This is a genomic window from Haloechinothrix alba, assembly GCF_900188115.1.
GTDB lineage: Bacteria > Actinomycetota > Actinomycetes > Mycobacteriales > Pseudonocardiaceae > Haloechinothrix > Haloechinothrix alba.
The window spans coordinates 26,032-43,441 of sequence record NZ_FZNW01000002.1 but is presented as its reverse complement, the minus strand read 5'-3'; the positions used below and the strand labels follow the sequence as shown (position 1 = coordinate 43,441).

Below are 17,410 nucleotides of genomic sequence, written 5' to 3'. Positions count from 1 at the left end.
GCGGGTGGGCGCGGGTGGCCGGGCCGTGTGTCAGGATCGTGTACATGCCCGATCGTCTCTCCGCGATTGACGCCTCCTTCCTGTATATGGAGGACGCGTCGACGCCGATGCATGTCGGGGGGCTCGCCGTCTTCGACCGACCGGCTGCGGGCTTCGACTTCGGTGATGTGCTCGCACTGGTCCGCCAACGCCTTGTCTACTTGCCGCGCTACCGGCAGCGCGTGGTGTCCGTTCCCGCGAACCTGGCCCGCCCCGTCTGGGTCGACGATGTCGATTTCGACCTCAGCTACCACGTGCGGCGCTCGGCCCTTCCGGAACCGGGCTCCGATGCGCAGCTGCACGAGCTCGTCGCCCGGTTGATGTCCCGGCCTCTCGATCCTGGGCGTCCACTGTGGGAGATCTACTTCGTGGAGGGCCTGGCGGACGACCGGATCGCGCTGGTGACCAAGACCCACCAGGCAGTCGTCGACGGTATCGGAACGGTCGAGCTCGGTCAGCTGATCCTTGACTCGGTGCCGACCGACCCCGAGCCCGTGGACGAGCTGTGGGAGCCGCGGCACGAGCCGAGCAGGACGGAGCTCGTCGCGGACGCGCTCGGCGAGCGGGTACAGCAGCCGGGGTTGCTCATGGAGAACGCCCGGTCGGTGGCCTCCGATGCCGTGAACACGATCGGCAAGGTCGCCGGTGTCGTCGGTGACCTCGCCTCGGCGTTGCGCACGGTGATCCGCCCTGCCCCTGCCTGCCCGCTGAACGTCGAGGTCTCCGGCGGGAGGGTATTCGCGGGCGTGCGCACCAGGCTGGCCGACTACCGGGAGATCCGTAAGAGGCACGGGGGCACGATCAACGATGTCGTGCTCGCGGCGATCAGCGGGGCGCTGCGGGAGTGGATGCTGACGCGCGACACGGCGCTGACGCAGGACAGCACCGTGCGAGCGCTCGTCCCGCTCGCGGTGGTCGACCCCAACACGATGGCGTACTCCTCGGCGGGGATCGTGGGCAACGAGGTGGCGCCGCACCTGGTGGACCTGCCGGTCGGGGAGAGCGACCCGGTGGTGCGCCTGCAGCACATCAGCTATGCGATGGGTGAGCACAGGGACTCGGGTCGCTGGGTAGCAGCGCGTAGCCTGCTCAGGGTCGGCGGATTCGCGCCGCCGACCCTGCATTCACTCGGGGCGAGGACCGCGGGAACCCTGTCGGACAGGATCTTCAACCTGGTGATCACGAACTCGCCGGGGCCGCAGGTGCCGATGTACGCCGGACGGGCACCGATGACGGAGATGTTCCCGATCGTGCCGCTCGTGCCCAACCACGCACTCGCAGTCGGAGTGACGTCCTACGACGGCGGTGTCTATATTGGATTGAACGGTGACCGTAAGGCGGTGCACGACATCGAAGCGTTCGCGACCATGTTGGAGGAATCAGTGGAAGAGCTCCGGGAGACGCTGCGATGAGGGTGTACCTGCCTGCGACGATCGCCATGCTGAGCGAGCTCAGCTCCAGCGGTGAGTTCCTCCCCGTCAACGGCACGGCCTTCGCGGTGACGCCTGCGTTGCGGGAGTTCTACACCAGCGGTTCGACCGAGGAGCTCGAGTACGCGGCCCTGCTGGAAGCGGCCCGCGCCTCGCTGCGGCTGATCGCCAGTGAGCGGGACCTGGCCGACGAGCAGACTCCGGTTCGCACGCGCCGCGTCGTCGTCTCGGCCGACCTGGACGACGTGACGGTTCGTTCGGACCTCGATGACGCCGTGGTGCGGTTGTCCGGGTCGGTACCGATGACGTCGGTGGCCGCCGTGCACGTCGATACCGCGGAGGCGGAGTCGGCGGTGAGCGTGGCCGCCGAGGTGGTGGACTCGGCCGACCTCGGCGACCAGGATGCCGAGCTGGCCCTCGGCGACGTGGAGGATCACGAGCTCGCCTGGTACGCGCCGCAGGAAGTGCCGTTCCTGCTGGAGCTGATGTAGCGCGGCGACGTTCACGGCCTGCGAGGGGAGGGCATGGGCCGGTGGTTCGTGTCACGATAGAAGCATGAACCCGTTCGAGGGGCACGCACCGATGATGCGTGCCCCGTCCCTGCCGGGTTCGTCGGATCCGATATCGACGACAACGGCCCACAAGGCTCATAACCACCCTCGGGAGGCGAACGCATCATGGACGCGATCACGTCCGTTCCCACTCCTCGTAACGAATCGGTGTACACCTACGCACCGGGGAGCGCAGAACGCGAATCGTTGCAGCGCACACTGGCCGAGCTGGCTTCGGAGAAGCGGGAGCTGCCGCAGACCGTCGCCGGTGCGAAGCGCATGGCCAGGGGCGAACCGTTCAACGTCGTGGCCCCGCACGAACACGGTCATGTGCTGGGTTCCTGTGCGCAGGCAAGTGACCAGGATGTCGCCGATGCCGTCCGCGCGGCCAAGGACGCGGCACCCGCGTGGCGGGAGCTGCCGTTCGACGAGCGGGCTGCCGTCTTCCTGCGCGCTGCTGACCTGATGTCGGGAGCGTGGCGTGACACGCTGAACGCCGCGACGATGCTGGGCCAGTCCAAGTCGGTACACCAGTCGGAGATCGACGCGGTGTGCGAGCTGGTCGACTTCTTGCGGTTCAACGTGCACTTCGCGCGGCGTATCCTCGCCGAGCAGCCGATCTCGGTTCCCGGCACCTGGAACCGGGCGGAGTACCGCTCACTGGAAGGCTTCGTCACGGCCATCACGCCGTTCAACTTCACGGCGATCGCCGGGAACCTGCCGACCGCCCCAGCCCTGATGGGAAACACGGTCGTGTGGAAGCCGACGCCGACACAGCAGCTGGCCGCGCACTTCACCATGCGGATCCTGGAGGCTGCCGGCCTACCGCCCGGCGTGATCAATATGGTGACCGGCGACGGCGCCGCTGTGAGCAGGGTGGCGCTCGCGGACCCGGATTTCGCGGGGTTGCACTTCACAGGGTCGACAGCGACGTTCAAGATGCTGTGGCGCACGATCGCCGACAATCTGGATACGTACCGTTCCTACCCGAGAATCGTGGGCGAGACCGGTGGGAAGGACTTCATCGTCGCCCACCCGTCGGCGCATGTGGACAAGGTGGTCACCGGGATCGTCCGTGGCGCCTTCGAGTATCAGGGACAGAAGTGCTCGGCGGCGTCGCGGGCCTACGTGCCTCGGTCGTTGTGGGACAGCGGGCTGCGCGAGCAGCTCGCCGATGTCGCCAAGACCATCAGCTACGGCGACGTCCGGGACTTCTCGAACTTCGGCGGTGCTGTCATCGACCACCGCGCGTTCGCCAAGCACCACGCTTTACTGTCTCGTGTGGATGGTGATCCGGACCTGGAGGTTCTGGTAGGCGGGTCGTGTGACGACTCGGTGGGTTACTTCGTGGAGCCGACGGTGCTCACCTGTACCGACCCGCATCACGAGGTGTTCTCCACGGAGTACTTCGGTCCGATCGTGGCCGTGTACGTCTACGACGATGCCGAGTACTCCAGTGTCCTCCACCTCGTGGACTCCACGGCACCGTACGCGTTGACCGGTGCGGTCTTTGCCGACGACCGGGATGCCGTGGCCGAGGCGCACCGGGTGTTGCGGTACGCGGCAGGGAACTTCTACGTCAATGACAAGCCCACCGGTTCGGTGGTCAACCAGCAACCGTTCGGTGGTGCCCGGGCTTCGGGTACCAACGACAAGGCCGGTTCGCTGTTCAACATGGTCCGCTGGACGAGCCCGCGGGCGATCAAGGAGAACTTCGACGCACCGACCGACCACACCTACCCGCACATGGGGTGATGCGGTGCGCCGCGGTGGCAGCGGCTCGGCAGGCCGGTGCCACCGCGGCGCACCGCCCGGTGATCGGACCTGCCGGGCTACTCCTCGGGCTCCTCGAGGTCTTCGAAGCCCTCGGCGCCGCCCATCTCCGGCTGGGGCATCTCGCCGACCTGGTCCTCGGGTGGTGCCTCGATCTCCACGGGCTCACCCCAGTCGCTGTAGGTCATGGTCATTGTGGCCTCCGCCATCTCCGGCGGCACATCCTCGCCTTGCTGCTCGGCCATGGCCTGCATGAACGGCCCCATGTCGGCGACGAACCTCAGGGGAAGATCGTCGTCGTTCATCCAGAGCTCGATCGGCAGCGTGCCGAGCTCCACGCCGGACATCTCGTCGCCGAGTTCGCCGCTGAGGTCGGCGGCGTACCGCTCGACGAGCTGCTCGGCGTCGACGTCGATGGCGTAGTAGGTCGCCGACTCGCCGTCCAGCTCCGCGTCCTCATCGGTATCGGTGATCTCGCCGGACTCCTGGAGCAGCTCGATCATGTGCCGGGGGTCGTTCTGTTCGATCAGGGCCTCGTCCATCATGGGTGAGTCCCCGAGAGGCATCTCGATCCACGGCTTGTCCGGGTCCGCCTGCATGCCGGGGCCGGATCCCATCCCCTCCGGCATGTCCGGCATCTTCATGTACATCGTCTCGTCGATCAGCCGGACCTCGAAGTCCATGTCCATGGCGTTCATGGTCATCGCCATGGCGGTGTCGGCACCCTCGAAACGCCCCTCGCCGGATGCCTCCATGGCCATCATGCCCATGTCCATGTTCATGGTGAAGCTCGCCGAGTTGTGCTCGGCCGTGCTCTCGCCAGCCGCCCCCGCCAGGGCCTCGACGTCGGTGAAAGCCGATGACCCTTGGCCGACGGCGCCACCGTTGCAGGCGCCGAGCACCATGGCGCAGGCGACCGCCCCGGTGGTCACGAATGGTTTGCGCATCGAATCTCCATGTCGGTCGGTCGAAGGCCCCCACGGACCCCCGTACGGTCGTCGCTGCTCCGAGCTCCGCCCGGCCGCGTCGCCCTGTTCAGCGACGATACTCGTTCTCGTCGAGCCGTGAGACAATCCGGGCGGACCGCGTCACGGACAACCTTTCAGACATGTTCTATCACTCGGACGCATGAGGGTTGTACCGAGTTCCAGGCTACGTTCGCCGAGCGCGCATCACTCGTGCTCGCCGGGATCCGCCCCTGACCGGGAAAGCAGTAACCTGCGCAGTGAGGTCAACCGGCCTGCTGTCGCCGCACCGCCGGTGACGACCGAGTCGAGCGCGCAGTCGGGGTCGTCACCGGAGACACCGCCGCCGAGATGCCCGCAACCCGGTTTGCACTCCTCGGCGGCCTCGGCGAACTCGGGGAAGGCTGACACGATGTCGCTCGGCGTGACGTGCGCCAACCCGAACGAGCGGACGCCGGGCGTATCGATGATCCAGCCGCCGTGCGGAAGAGGCAGGGCGACGGCCGTGACCGAGACGTGCCTGCCCTTGCCCACCGCGCTGACCTCTCCTGTGCGCAGGTCGGCGTCCGGTACGAGCCGGTTGACCAGCGTGGACTTGCCGACACCCGAGTGGCCGACGAACGCGGAGACACGCCCGGTGAGGATCTCGTCGAGCTCGGTGATGTCCGCGTCGTGCCGGGTGACGACGACGGGAAGGTCGAGCTCGGCGAAGCGCTCGAGTACCGGCCCCGGATCGGCCAGATCGGCCTTGGTCAGGCACAGCACCGGCCGCAGGCCGCCGGTCAGGCAGGCCACAAGGCACCGGTCGATGAACCCCGTGCGGGGCGCGGGATCGGCCAGCGCGGTCACGATCAGCAACTGTTCGGCGTTGGCGACGACGACCCGCTCGTACGGATCGGTGTCGTCGGCCGTCCTGCGCAACAGGCTGCTTCGCTCGTCGACCCGGACGATGCGCGCGAGCGTGCCGGGCCGGCCGCTGGTGTCGCCGACGACACGGACCTGGTCGCCCACCACGATCGGCGTTCGCCCGAGCTCCTTGGCGCGCATCGCGGTGACGGTGTGCCGCGGGTCGCCGTCGACCGCGCAGGTCCACCGGCCGCGGTCGACGGCGACGACCATGGCACGGGCGGCGTCGGAGTGGTCGGGTCGGCGCTTGCTTCGCGGGCGTGATCCCTTGCCGGGGCGTACCCGCACGTCGGATTCGTCGAAGCCGTGCCAGTCCGTGCTCCGCAACGCGTCGCCTCATTCCGTACTCAGGACGTCCCCGCCGATGATCCCGTACCGGTCGCGGGTTGACCACTCGTGGTCAGGTCGCGAGTTGGCTCGCACACACCGTGTGGACGTGCGAGGATAGGGTGACGCACCGCTTGTGGCCGGGCACTTCGCTGGGCACGTGGCTGGGGAGGCGAGCGACGGCGGATGCGCCGGTGCCCGGGTGGTCGACGAGGAGGCTGGCGATGTGCGGACGGTACGCGGCGACGAAGGACCCTGCCACCATCGCGCGCGAGTTCGAGGCACTCGACGAGGTCTCGGACAGCGCGGAGGCCGCGCCGGGGCCGAGCTACAACGTGGCGCCGACACGCCCGGTGACGACGGTGGTCCGGCGGCATCCCCGTGCCGAGGACGGCACTGTCCTGACCACCGAGGCCGCTTCGCGCCGGGTGCGCGGGATGGTGTGGGGCCTGGTCCCGTCCTGGGCCAAGGACCCGTCGATCGGCCAGCGGATGATCAACGCCCGTGCCGAGACCGCGGCGAGTAAGCCTGCGTTCCGCAAGGCCGTGGCCCGGCGGCGGTGCCTCGTCCCTGCGGACGGCTGGTTCGAGTGGCAGCGCGGCTCCGCGGACGGTCGGCGGCCGTCCAAGCAGCCGTACTACATGACGGCGGGCGACGGCACTTCGCTGGCGTTCGCTGGCATCTGGGAGACCTGGCGTGACCCGGAGCTTCCTTCCACGGCGTCGCCGACCGTGACCTGCTCGGTACTGACGACCGATGCGGTCGGTGCGCTCGCCGATATCCACCACCGGATGCCGTTGCTGATGCCTCCGCATCTCTGGGACGAGTGGCTGGATCCGGACTCCGGCGATGTCGCCGACCTGCTGGCGCCGCCTGCTGCCGGACTCGTCGAGCGGCTGGAGATACGTCCGGTGTCCGAGCGGGTGGGTAACGTACGCAACAACGGACCCGAGCTGATCGAACGGATCGACGTCGACGGTGCCCAGCAGCAGGCCCAGCAGCAGGCCCAGCAGCAGGTGCCGCTGTTCGACACCGGTGGAACAGGGATGCCATGACGACCACGATGATCGATACCAGGCACGGCCCGGCGCGTGCCGAGCTGCACTGTGCGGAAGAGGGCAGCGCGGCCTTGCTGCTCGGGCACGGGGCGGGTGGCAATATCGACGCCAAGGACCTCGTCGTGGTCACCCGTGCCGCCCACGACGCAGGGGTACATGTCGCGCTCGTCGAGCAGCCCTACCGGGTGGCGGGCCGTCGAGCGCCCGCCCCTGCCAGGCAGCTGGACGAGGCCTGGTTGACCGTCGCCGACGAGCTGGCACGGCACTGGTTCGACGGCATGCCGATGGTCTTCGGCGGTCGGTCGTCGGGTGCCAGGGTGGCCTGCCGCACCGCGGCCGACGGCGCTGCCGTGGCGGTGCTGTGCCTGGCTTTCCCGCTCCGCCCGCCGGGTAAGGGCCCCGACGGGGGTAGCAGGCAGGGTGAGCTGGACTCCGTTGAGGTTCCGACCCTGGTGGTACAGGGCGAGCAGGATCCGTTCGGGGTGCCCCAGGCCCGCAGGCACCACGAGATCGTGACCGTCTCCGGAAACCACTCGCTCGACTCCGACCTCGACGCGGTCGGGCGCGCTACCGGCGAATGGCTCGGCAGGGTGCTACGCCCCCTCGTGTGACGCCCCGACGCTGTCGCGGAACCGCATGCTGAACTGCCTGCAGTGTGATACCCGACCGTGTGGCTGATGTCGGTCACGGATCGTGTGCGCCGGCCTGTGCCGCTCGTCGGCGAGCACGAGAGTGCCCCGGCTTGTCGAAGAGCGCCCGCCCTGGTCGGCGTCACACCCCCAGGTGTCGTTGACCGAGTTGATGATGATGAGCTCGGGATAGTGCGGGAGGTCGACGGTATAGCCACGGGACTCGAGCTGCTCACCGAGCCAGGGATACCAGTACTGGTCCGGTGTGCAGTACGTGCCGTGGAAGATGATCGCATTCTTGCCCACTACTGCTCGTACTCGTCGTGTAGGCGCCACCACGCGTAAGGCGAGCCTTGCGGCCACCCTTCAGGCGAGTCCTCCCATGTCTCCTGCCTGCCGAGCGGTGTCAGGTCGAGCAACGTCCAGCTCGTGCCGAGCGTTTCCACGCCGCGGGCCGTCGTATGGTACGTGCGGTAGACCTCGTCGTCCTGCCGGAGGAACACGTTCAGCGCGAAGCCGTCACCCTGCCCGATCTCGGTGTAGAAGTCGTTGCCGTACGCGGAGTACCACGGGACGGTCCATCCCATCCGCCTCTTGAACGGCTCGAGCTCGGAGTACGGGGCGGGGGACATCAGGACCAGCGATGTGTCGCGCGCGTGCAGATGCGCGAGGTGGGGGAGGTTGTCGACGAACATGGAGCAACCTTCACACCGGTGATCGGAACCCGGCTCGAACATGAAGTGGTAGACGATCAACTGGCGGCGCCCGTCGAACAGCTCGGGAAGGCTCACCCGGCCTTCCGGGCCGGTGAAGGTGTAGTCCCCCTCGATCCGCGTCATCGGCAGTCGGCGTCGCTTGGCGGCCAGCGCAGCGAGTAGGCGCGTCGCCTCCTTCTCCTCGGCCAGGAGCTTGTTCCGGGCACTCTCCCACTCGGAGTGGGACACGATCTGCGGGAGATTCACCTGACACTTCCTTCCTCTCGGCTGTGACGTTCCCCGGTCGGGCTCCTCACCCGCCCCACGCAGGGGCGGTCGTGCGAACCGAGCCGGCGCTCGCGGCCTCCCCGTGGCCACGGAGCGACCTGCCGTGGCAGGAGGCTCTCTCCGGCGTCCGCCGACGGAGACGCGTGCGGCGGTACCGGAAGCTGCGCTCGGCAGTGCCCCAACACAGAGGTCGATTCTCGCACCGCCACCGCTCGACGACATCTTGCAACGTGCTGACTTTCCGAGCGAGACAGCGCGCGGCGTGCCGGTAGACCGCGCGTCCGGATGTCCGTATTGAAATACCTCTGCGGGACAACGCAAGACGCAAGACCCGGAAGGGGACAGCGCGGGCGAGTACGAAGCGAAAGCGATCGGCCGGACAGCCGCGGAGCCGGTCTTGGACAGTGTGGGCACGGACCTCACGCTCTCCGTGGTGTGGGAGAACCGGTAGTTCCTCGGTTGTGCCGTTCGTTACCTCGCGGGGCAGTGCGGCGTCCGGCAGTTCATCGATATCGGTGCCGGCCTGCCCGATATGGAGAACACGCACCAGGTGGCACAGGCGCCTGGTTCCTACACGGCGATCTCGCACCTGACGACCGACTCTCCTTCCGAGGAAGAGCACGCCACGATGCAGAACATCTACAGCAGGGCCACTGCCCCGATGGCGCACCGAAACCCAGCGGAGAACACCGGACTTGTCGGTGGATTCGCTCTGGTCCCTCCGGGCCTGGTGCGCCCTGCGGAGTGGCACCCGGACGATACCCACGAGCGCAGCGTCGAACGCATGTACGCGGGCGTCGGGCGCAAGCGGTAGCGACCGTGCCGCGCCGGAGCGCCCGGTCGCGCCACTCCCGAAGCGACCGGGCGCTTCCCGCCGGGCTACCGGCGCAGGCCGGAGCCCGGTACGGGGTTCATGCGGGCGGGGAATGCGTAGTGGGAGCGCGCTGTTGTACCGGGCATGCCGACGCTGACCGAAACCGTGCCGAGTGAGGCAAGCTCCGAGACGGCCCCCGAGCCGGAGACGCTACCGGGCGTTTCCGAGGCGAGCAGCGTATCCTCAGCGACGTATGCGTACCCCATTATGGCCGCGTCGCGACGTGCCCGCCGTCAGGTGTGGTGGTCCGGTACCGGCGCGGAATCGGGAGGAGCCGGTTTGGCTGATGAGGGCCGACAGGACGATGCCGAGCTCATCGAACGTTTCGAGCGTGACGCGATGCCGTTGCTCGACCAGCTCTACTCGGCCGCCATGCGGATGACCCGCAACCCGGCGGATGCCGAGGATCTGGTGCAGGAGACGTACCTGAAGGCCTACCGCGCGTTCGGGACGTTCAAGGCCGGTACGAACCTCAAGGCTTGGATGTACCGCATCCTGACCAACACCTACATCAACGGGTACCGCAAGCGGCAGCGCCAACCGGCCGAGCAGCCGACCGAGGAGATCCAGGACTGGCAGCTCGCGCAGGTGGCAGGGCACACCTCGGGCGGCCTGCGCTCGGCGGAGGTCGAGGCGCTGGACAACCTGCCGGACACCGACGTCAAGGATGCTCTCCAGCGGCTTCCCGAGGATTTCCGGCTCGCGGTATATCTCGCGGACGTGGAAGGCTTCGCGTACAAGGAGATCGCCGAGATCATGGACACTCCGATTGGCACCGTGATGTCGAGGTTGCATCGTGGGCGCGGTCAGCTACGCGAGCTGCTCGCTGACACCGCCCGCGAACGGGGATTCATCCGGGATTCGCGCGCGGAGGTGACGCGATGACCAACGACAGCTGTGGTAGCCAGGACGGGCCGGACTGCACGGAGGTCCTCGCCGAGGTGTACCGGCTGCTCGACAAGGAGTGCCCCCAGGAGCACGAGGCCGAGCTGCGCAAGCACCTGGAGGAGTGCCCGCCGTGCCTCGAGCAGTACGGGATATCCGAGCAGCTCAAGCAGCTCCTGGCGCGCAAGTGCGGCGGCGAGCACGCGCCGGACGGGCTCAAGGACCGGCTGCGGGAGACCATCCGCACGACGGTGGAGGAGCGGTCCGGCACCGACATCGGGGATGTGACCGAACGCACCAGCAGCGCCGAGTAGCGGGACCGACCCGCGGGAGGGGTGCGCGAGCAGGGCCGGGCCGTGCCCGGCACCCCGCCCGAACCGGCCGGTCTAGGAGTGCGGCTTCTTACCGTGGTTGGCGGCGTTCTTCTTCTTCATCCGCCGCTTGCGTGTGCGTTTGGACACAGTGCCTCCTAACTCGGCCACATCACCACCGTGGGCATCGGCCGGTGTCGCGTTCCACGTCTGCGGCACGGCTCGAGTCGGCTCGCAGGCCCGGCTCGCCGCTGTGCCGTGCGAGGACCCGTGAGCCCGGCCCAGTCTGGCATGCCTGTGGCGTACTGGCGAGCGGTGTGGGGGTGGACCTGCCGGTTTGATTGGATGGGGAGGTGTCCACGCTTGCCGATCTGCTCGCCGAGCACACCGGCCTGTCCGGGGAAGCAGCCGATCATCTGCAGACGGTCGTCGCCGAGTGGCAGCTGCTCGCCGACCTGTCGTTCGCGGACTTCCTCATGTGGGTGCCGATCTACGGCAACGAGGACGGGCGCGTCGACAGCCGTACGGAGTTCGTCTGTGCCGCCCAGGCGCGCCCCACCACCGGGCCGACGGCGCACCCGGAGGACGTCGTCGACACGCGACTGACGATCACCGACTACCCGCAGCTGGCGCGGGCGATCCGGGAGGTGCGCATCTTCCGGGAGGAGGATCCGCACTGGTTACACGACGTGCCGATGCGCAGGGAGGCGATCCCGGTCTCGTTTCGGGGGCAGGTCATCGCCGTGCTCAGCCGGGAGTCCACGCTCGTCACGCCGCGCGTGCCCAGCTCGCTCGAGATCGCCTATCTCGGCAGTGCCGCGGACCTGTGCCAGATGATCGCGGACGGGACCTTCCCGAACCCCGAGTCGCTGACCGGGGTGCACACCAGCCCGCGGGTGGGAGACGGTTTCATCCGGCTGGACGGGTCCGGGACCGTGGTCTTCGCGAGCCCGAACGGCCTGTCCGCCTATCACCGGATGGGGCACGAGGCCGACCTGGTCGGTGAGCGGCTGGTCCCGCTCACGAAGTCCCTGATCGCCGACCCGTTCGATGCCACCGAGATCGCGCACCGCATCCACGACGCGCTCGAGGGGCGGCCGGGGAGCCGGGCGGAGGCCGAGTCGCGACCGGGCGCGGCCGTGCTCTTCCGGGCGATCCCGTTGCGCCCATCCGGAGTGGCAGCGGGTGCGCTGGTACTTGTGCGGGACGTGACCGAGGTCAAACGCCGGGATCGTGCGCTGCTCAGCAAGGACGCCACGATCCGGGAGATCCACCACAGGGTCAAGAACAACCTGCAGACCGTGGCCACACTGCTTCGCCTGCAGTCCCGTCGTACGTCGAGCATGCAGGCCCGGCAGGCGCTTGAGGAGTCGGTGCGGCGCGTCTCGTCGATCGCGATGGTGCACGAGTCGTTGTCGGTGTCCGTGGACGAGCGGGTGGACCTCGACCACCTGCTGGACAAGGTGCTGCCGATGCTCGGCGAGATCACGACCGCGGAGTCGCCGTTGCAGCTGAGCAGGGAGGGATCGTTCGGTGTCGTGGTCGCCGACATCGCGACACCCCTGGTGATGGTGCTGTCCGAGCTGGTGCAGAACGCCGTCGAGCACGCGTTCCCGGAGGGCAGCGCGGGCAGGGTGATCGTGCACGCGCGGCGGTCGGCCCGGTGGCTGGATGTCACGATCTCCGACGACGGTCGAGGCCTTCCCCGGGACTTCTCCGTGGAGACTGCGGACGGGTTGGGGCTGCAGATCGTCCGTACGCTGGTGACATCCGAGCTGCGGGGGTCACTGTCGATCAGTGCGCGTGAGCCGCACGGGACCCAGGCCTCGGTCCGGATCCCCCTGGTGCGCAGGCTCTAGAACGCCATGCGCTGTCCGGCCGGCCGGGGACCTGTGCAATACTGAAGCCGGTGCCACCACGGGGGTGGCACCGGCTCGTTCGATCACTACGTTTCGAAAGGCCTGTTCTCAGGCGGTGCGCATGCCAACGTTGGCACGACGGCGCTTCAAGGCGCGCCGCTCGTCCTCGCTCATGCCGCCCCACACGCCGGAATCCTGCCCGGTTGCCAGTGCCCAGGCCAGGCAATCGGATGCGACGGTGCAGCGGTGGCACACGGCTTTCGCCTCGGCCTCCTGCACGAGTGCAGGACCCGTGGTGCCCACGGGAAAGAACAGCTCCGGGTCCTCGTCTCGGCAGGCCGCGTGGTGGCGCCAGTCCATTTCGTGAGCTCCTTCGTGGCGACGCGGATAAGCCGCGCCACGGTCGTCATGGCGGTCGTTCTTCTCGGGGTGCTTGTGAATGCTTTCACGAAGCGCCGAATCGGGCAAGGGTTTTTGCAAGATCGGTGAGTCAGCTCACCCGGGCGAGCTACTGCCCTGACCTGCGGATTCCTTTGTCAATCTCGGCTTGTGGCCATGCCTGTGCCAAGCGGGATGCTGTGAACGGCTACCATGCATCGCCGAGTGGTCAGCGGCAGATTGGCCGGGACGATCACATGGGCCGCGCCGCGCACGACGGCGCGAACGAGGTGAGTCTCATACGAGCACGGTCAGCGCTTGAGGAGCACTGGCGAACTCGACCGTGGACTCCATCCCCACGTAATCCCCATCAACCTGAAAGTTTACCGGATCATCGGCGTGCACGCTCAGTTTTTCCACGTTGGCGTGCTGCACGAGCCCGCGACCGCGGCGCACGCCCTTCCGGCTCAGCGCGCGACGAAGGTGCCCGAGCACCCGGGGCAGGGCCAGGCTGCGCAGGCCGAACACGCCGAGGCCGGTATCGAACGAGCAGTCGGGGTTGAGGCGGATCGGCCTGCTGCCCAGATAGCTCCACGGGTCGGTGTTGGAGACGAACACGGTGCGCACGGTCGTCTCGTCCTCCCCGGCTATGCTGACCGTCAACGGCGGCCTGCCCTGCGGCGGCCGGAAGTAGCACCTTGCCGCCACGCGCGTGTAGAGCGAGGGACTCGCTTGCTTGCCACGTCGCCGGTCGACCCCGGCGACGACGTCGGCGTCCCAGCCGAGGCCGGCACTGAACGTGAACAACCTGCCGTTCGCCGATCCTAGGCCGATGCGCCTTGTGCTTTCGGCCGCGATGGCCTCGAGGAGCAGGTGGGTCGTCTCGAGGGGGTCGGGTGGTAAGCCGAGCGACCTGGCGAACACGTTGGCCGAACCACCGGGGACGACGGCGATCATCGGTGCGCTCCGCGGGTCCGTGTCACGCGTGTACCGGCCCTCGCCGCCCAGCATCCCGTTGACGATCTCGTTGACCGTGCCGTCCCCGCCGTGTGCGATGACGAGGTCGGTGCCTGCCTGGTGCGCTGTCGCGGCGAGCTCGGCGGCATGGCCACGATGGGATGTCTCCGCGACGGTCAACGTGAGCCTGCTGGCAAGGGCATGGCTGATGACGTCCCGGACACCGGGTGTCGTGGACGTGGCCCGCGGGTTCACGATGAGCAGAGCGCGCACTCATGCAGCGTACGTCGCCCGGTGGAGTGAGCATGCACGTCCCCCGGGAGTTGCCGTTCGCTTCGCGGGGAGCGCACTCGCACCCCGCAGCGTGACCTCCACTCCCGTGCTTGCCGCGTTCCCGTCGGGCGGGCGGGACCGGTCGAGGCGCCGTGCCGGCCCGCTCGTCCGCGTGTCGTGTCGTGATGAGTGCACCCCGGCGACCGCCAGCTCACCGACGACGGTTTGATCCTCGCCTCTGTGACGCCCATGGCAAAACGGCCAACCGAGTGATTCACCACGTGGGCTTACTACGGACAGTCATGCGCTTCCGGCCGGTGCGCTCGTCGACGTGCCCGCCGGCCGGTCGTCGCGGGGAACCGGGCGTGCCCAGAACAGGGCCCAGAACAGGGCCCAGAACAGGGCCCAGAACGGGGCTGGAACTTGGCGCCGAACTGGGCTCGGGGCACGGTCGTCGGCCTGCGCGGTCCCGGGTGTGCGTGCCGGGTGAACGGAGCCTGCGCGGTACGATCGGGGTTGTTCGCCGATGCGGGAAGGTCGTGACGCGTGCGGCTCGCGGACGTAGTGATGCCGGCGCCACTGCAGGTGCGCCTCGCCGGGCTCCTCGTGGCGCTGCCCGGCCTGTTCGGCATGGGGTTCTCGCTGGTGTTGCTCCTTTCGGCGGTGTTCGGCTCCGCGACCACGCAGGGCGGCAACAGCGTGTACGGCGAGGCCGCCTACTACGCCGTGCTCGGTGGAGGCACGCTCGCGTGCGGCATCGGGCTGCTGCTCGGGCAGTTGTGGGCGCGCTCGCCGTCGCTGGTCGTTGCCGTGATCCTGGCCGGCGCCGGTTGGTACATGCTCGGACCGTCCTCGCGTCCTGAGCTCGGCCTGCCGCTGCTTGCCCTGACCATCGGGGTGGTCGTGCTGCTGTTCCGCCAGCCGTCCAAGGCGTGGGCGCTCGGGCAGGAGGGAGCCGACCTGGACGGCCCGGAGGGCGGCCGGAGCTGAGCGTACCCGGCCGTGCCCGGCCGTCGTGCTGCGCACCGTTGCCGGTTACCCCGCAGGTCGCGCGCCGCCGGCGTGGGTCGCGAGCCCGGTCAGCGCGTCGCCGGTGAGCCGGAACACCGTCCATTCGTCCATCGCCACGGCACCGACCGACCGGTAGAAGTCGATCGCGGGGGTGTTCCAGTCCAGCACCCACCACTCGAGCCGCCCGTAGCCCCGTCGCGAGCATTCGCGCGCGAGCTCGGCGAGCAGGGCCTTGCCGAGGCCGTGGCCACGGTAGGCGGGTCGTACGTAGAGGTCCTCCAGGTAGATCCCGTGCACACCGCGCCAGGTGGAGAAGTTGAGGAACCACAGCGCGAAGCCGGCCGCCACGCCGTCGAGCTCGGCGACATGCCCGAACAGTGCAGGCTGGTCGGCGAACAGGGCGGCGTCGAGGTCCTCGCCGGTGAGGTGACACTCCTCGGGAGCCTTCTCGTACTCCGCGAGCTCGTGAACCAGCGTGACGACATCGGCGACGTCGTCCTTCGCGACGGGGCGGACTCGGGTGGACGGCACGGCTGACCTCCGGGCGACGACGGTGCTCTCCTCCGGGCTCTCCTCCGGTTCTACGGGGTAGCTTATTCACCGCGCGGGGCCGGCAGTGTGGCGAGGTCGGGCAGGCAGCCCGCGCTTGCCGGTGGCCGGCGCGGGCCGGGGTGCCGTGAAGGTTACTGACGAGTAGCATCGAGTCGGCACGCCGCTGCGCGCGGCGGACGGAGAGTATCGCGACCGCGTGCGTGCGAACGAGCGCACGGAAACAGCGCGACCGCGAGCACGAGGAGAGGATGAGGAAGGGAAGGACCGCGATGACTGCCGCCCCGACACCCCCGACACTGGCGTTGTGGAAGCGCTTGAGCGGTCTTCCTGGTGGACACAAGGTGTTCTCCACGGCGATCGCGCTCAGGGTCCCGTACTTCAGCACGGTGCTGCCCACGGTCCGGGTGCTCGAACCCGGCCGGTGCGAGGTGACGGCCCCGAAGTGGTTCGGGGTGTACAACCACATCCGGACGTTCCACGCGATCGCGGCGTGCAACCTCGCGGAGATCGCGATGGGCATGCTTGCCGAGGCGACGGTTCCGGTGACGCACCGGTGGCTGCCGAAAGGGATGACCGTCCACTACCAGGCGAAGGCCGAGACCGGTCTGCGCGCGGTAGCCGAGCTCGGCGAGATCCCGGAGTTCGGCACCGACGGGATGGACCTGCCCGTACCGTTCACGGTGTACGACAAGCGCGGTGAGTCCGTGGTCACCGGCGAGATCACGATCTGGGTGACGCCCAAGAAATGACGGTGCGGGCAACGGCCGGACCGGAGCTCGGGACATACCGGCGGTTGGGCCGGCCGCCGTCCGGCAGACGGGGCCGCCGGAGGCGGTCGCGGTTGCCGGAGCTCTCTTTCGGCGGCCGGACCGGAGCTCGGGACATACGCAGTGATCAGTCCCGCGCCCGTAGCCGTTCGTAGTGGGCCAGGCAGTCCGCGTAGCGGGGTAGCACGCCGTGACTCGCGGCGTCGGCCAGGCCCGGGGCCCGGCGATCCTTCCTGGACAGTACGGGCTCGACATCCTCGGGCCACGGCAGTGCCAGTTCCGGGTCGAGCGGGTCGAGGCCGTGCTCGGCAGTCGGGTTGTACGCGGTCGAGCACAGGTAGACGGCCACGGCGTCCTCGGTCAGTGCGGTGAACGCGTGCCCGAGTCCTTCGGCTACGTAGACCGCCCGGCAGCTCGCCGCGTCCAGGTGTACCGCCTCGTGCGCGCCGTACGTGGGAGAGCCCGTGCGTATGTCGACGACGATGTCCAGCAACGCACCCCGCGCGCAGTACACGTACTTCGCCTGGCCGGGTGGTGTGTCGGCGAAGTGGACACCGCGGATCACACCGCGCCGCGAGACGCTGTGATTGGACTGGGCCACCGCCAGCGGGTGTCCGACGGTCTCGTGGAAGGTGGCCGACTGGAACGGTGCGGCGAAGTGCCCCCGGCCGTCCGGGAAGACCTGCGGGGTGAACTCGTAGGCGCCCCGGATGCTCAGCTCACGTGCGTGCATGGGGAAAAGCCTCGCACGTCGCCCCGGCCGCGACGTGGCGGTACCGTTCGCACGTCGAGTGCCGGATCTGTGAGATGCACCGCAAGGAGGCAGTGTGCGGGGTGGATCGGCTGCGATACTATGCGATCAGCAGCAACAGTACTGCCGGT

The 17,410-nt window shown here is 68.6% G+C and carries 20 protein-coding genes and 1 pseudogene; 12 read left to right on the top strand and 9 right to left on the bottom strand.

Annotated elements, in window-relative coordinates:
* Window positions 1-44: 44 nt before the first annotated feature.
* The 3 genes from CHB84_RS01765 to pruA all read left to right on the top strand — a co-directional run bounded on the left by CHB84_RS01765 (window position 45) and on the right by pruA (window position 3,775).
* On the top strand, window positions 45-1,451 hold the full coding sequence (locus tag CHB84_RS01765; RefSeq protein WP_089299700.1) for a WS/DGAT/MGAT family O-acyltransferase: 1,407 nt from the start codon (window positions 45-47) through the stop codon (window positions 1,449-1,451).
* On the top strand, window positions 1,448-1,960 hold the full coding sequence (locus CHB84_RS01760; protein ID WP_089299699.1) for a DUF6912 family protein: 513 nt from the start codon (window positions 1,448-1,450) through the stop codon (window positions 1,958-1,960). Before CHB84_RS01765 ends, CHB84_RS01760 begins: the two co-directional genes overlap by 4 nt.
* Window positions 1,961-2,146: 186 nt before the next feature.
* Complete coding sequence (pruA, locus tag CHB84_RS01755; protein WP_089299698.1) at window positions 2,147-3,775, top strand: L-glutamate gamma-semialdehyde dehydrogenase; 1,629 nt, start codon at window positions 2,147-2,149, stop codon at window positions 3,773-3,775.
* Window positions 3,776-3,852: 77 nt separating this feature from the next.
* On the opposite strand, the gene CHB84_RS01750 is transcribed toward pruA, so the two are convergent.
* Both CHB84_RS01750 and rsgA read right to left on the bottom strand, forming a co-directional pair.
* Entirely contained in the window at window positions 3,853-4,740 is an 888-nt protein-coding gene (locus CHB84_RS01750) for an SCO4651 family lipoprotein (RefSeq protein WP_089299697.1), read from the bottom strand.
* A gap of 225 nt (window positions 4,741-4,965) precedes the next feature.
* On the bottom strand, window positions 4,966-5,991 hold the full coding sequence (gene rsgA / locus CHB84_RS01745; RefSeq protein WP_089299696.1) for a ribosome small subunit-dependent GTPase A: 1,026 nt from the start codon (window positions 5,989-5,991) through the stop codon (window positions 4,966-4,968).
* A gap of 224 nt (window positions 5,992-6,215) precedes the next feature.
* Between rsgA and CHB84_RS01740 the strand changes: the two genes are divergently transcribed.
* Window positions 6,216-7,046, top strand: coding sequence for an SOS response-associated peptidase (locus CHB84_RS01740; protein WP_089299695.1), 831 nt, complete (start codon window positions 6,216-6,218; stop codon window positions 7,044-7,046).
* Complete coding sequence (locus tag CHB84_RS01735; RefSeq protein ID WP_089299694.1) at window positions 7,043-7,660, top strand: alpha/beta hydrolase family protein; 618 nt, start codon at window positions 7,043-7,045, stop codon at window positions 7,658-7,660. Before CHB84_RS01740 ends, CHB84_RS01735 begins: the two co-directional genes overlap by 4 nt.
* Here CHB84_RS01735 and CHB84_RS01730 read toward each other — a convergent pair.
* Both CHB84_RS01730 and CHB84_RS01725 read right to left on the bottom strand, forming a co-directional pair.
* Window positions 7,643-7,984 (bottom strand): hypothetical protein, encoded by a 342-nt coding sequence (locus CHB84_RS01730; RefSeq protein WP_089299693.1) that lies wholly within the window; start codon window positions 7,982-7,984, stop codon window positions 7,643-7,645. The two genes, CHB84_RS01735 and CHB84_RS01730, sit on opposite strands and share 18 nt — an antisense overlap.
* Entirely contained in the window at window positions 7,984-8,640 is a 657-nt protein-coding gene (locus CHB84_RS01725; RefSeq protein ID WP_089299692.1) for a DUF899 domain-containing protein, read from the bottom strand. Before CHB84_RS01725 ends, CHB84_RS01730 begins: the two co-directional genes overlap by 1 nt.
* Before the next feature lie 484 nt (window positions 8,641-9,124).
* On the opposite strand from CHB84_RS01725, the pseudogene CHB84_RS23760 reads away from it, so the two are divergent.
* From CHB84_RS23760 to rsrA, 4 genes and pseudogenes are all read left to right on the top strand, one after another.
* Window positions 9,125-9,211 (top strand): annotated as a pseudogene (locus tag CHB84_RS23760) (SAM-dependent methyltransferase); the annotation flags it as partial.
* Window positions 9,194-9,475 (top strand): SAM-dependent methyltransferase, encoded by a 282-nt coding sequence (locus CHB84_RS23375; protein WP_245818494.1) that lies wholly within the window; start codon window positions 9,194-9,196, stop codon window positions 9,473-9,475. The pseudogene CHB84_RS23760 and the gene CHB84_RS23375, both read left to right, overlap by 18 nt.
* 339 nt (window positions 9,476-9,814) lie before the next feature.
* Window positions 9,815-10,420 carry a sigma-70 family RNA polymerase sigma factor gene (locus tag CHB84_RS01710; protein ID WP_245818493.1) on the top strand — a complete coding sequence of 202 codons (606 nt, stop codon included), beginning with the start codon at window positions 9,815-9,817 and terminating at the stop codon, window positions 10,418-10,420.
* Window positions 10,417-10,734 (top strand): mycothiol system anti-sigma-R factor, encoded by a 318-nt coding sequence (rsrA, locus tag CHB84_RS01705; protein ID WP_089299689.1) that lies wholly within the window; start codon window positions 10,417-10,419, stop codon window positions 10,732-10,734. The genes CHB84_RS01710 and rsrA overlap by 4 nt, the downstream gene beginning before the upstream one ends.
* Before the next feature lie 72 nt (window positions 10,735-10,806).
* Here the strand turns inward: rsrA and CHB84_RS23960 are convergent, their stop codons facing one another.
* Window positions 10,807-10,881, bottom strand: a complete 75-nt coding sequence (locus CHB84_RS23960) for a 50S ribosomal protein bL37 (protein WP_425432264.1) — start codon at window positions 10,879-10,881, stop codon at window positions 10,807-10,809.
* Between the two features lie 203 nt (window positions 10,882-11,084).
* Here CHB84_RS23960 and CHB84_RS01700 point away from each other — a divergent pair, with 203 nt between their 5' ends.
* Entirely contained in the window at window positions 11,085-12,590 is a 1,506-nt protein-coding gene (locus CHB84_RS01700) for a sensor histidine kinase (RefSeq protein ID WP_089299688.1), read from the top strand.
* Window positions 12,591-12,698: 108 nt separating this feature from the next.
* Here CHB84_RS01700 and CHB84_RS01695 read toward each other — a convergent pair whose 3' ends face one another.
* On the bottom strand, window positions 12,699-12,950 hold the full coding sequence (locus CHB84_RS01695) for a WhiB family transcriptional regulator (RefSeq protein ID WP_089299687.1): 252 nt from the start codon (window positions 12,948-12,950) through the stop codon (window positions 12,699-12,701).
* Window positions 12,951-13,265: 315 nt separating this feature from the next.
* Window positions 13,266-14,198, bottom strand: a complete 933-nt coding sequence (locus tag CHB84_RS01690) for a diacylglycerol/lipid kinase family protein (protein WP_089299686.1) — start codon at window positions 14,196-14,198, stop codon at window positions 13,266-13,268.
* Window positions 14,199-14,765: 567 nt separating this feature from the next.
* On the opposite strand from CHB84_RS01690, the gene CHB84_RS01685 reads away from it, so the two are divergent.
* Window positions 14,766-15,188: a hypothetical protein gene (locus CHB84_RS01685; RefSeq protein WP_141134546.1), complete on the top strand. Its 423-nt coding sequence runs from the start codon at window positions 14,766-14,768 to the stop codon at window positions 15,186-15,188.
* A 45-nt stretch (window positions 15,189-15,233) separates the two neighbouring features.
* Here CHB84_RS01685 and CHB84_RS01680 read toward each other — a convergent pair whose 3' ends face one another.
* Complete coding sequence (locus tag CHB84_RS01680; protein WP_089299684.1) at window positions 15,234-15,740, bottom strand: GNAT family N-acetyltransferase; 507 nt, start codon at window positions 15,738-15,740, stop codon at window positions 15,234-15,236.
* 290 nt (window positions 15,741-16,030) lie between these two features.
* On the opposite strand from CHB84_RS01680, the gene CHB84_RS01675 reads away from it, so the two are divergent.
* Window positions 16,031-16,510, top strand: a complete 480-nt coding sequence (locus CHB84_RS01675; protein ID WP_089299683.1) for a hotdog fold domain-containing protein — start codon at window positions 16,031-16,033, stop codon at window positions 16,508-16,510.
* 145 nt (window positions 16,511-16,655) lie between these two features.
* On the opposite strand, the gene CHB84_RS01670 is transcribed toward CHB84_RS01675, so the two are convergent.
* Complete coding sequence (locus CHB84_RS01670; protein WP_089299682.1) at window positions 16,656-17,261, bottom strand: dTDP-4-dehydrorhamnose 3,5-epimerase family protein; 606 nt, start codon at window positions 17,259-17,261, stop codon at window positions 16,656-16,658.
* Between the last annotated feature and the right edge of the window lie 149 nt (window positions 17,262-17,410).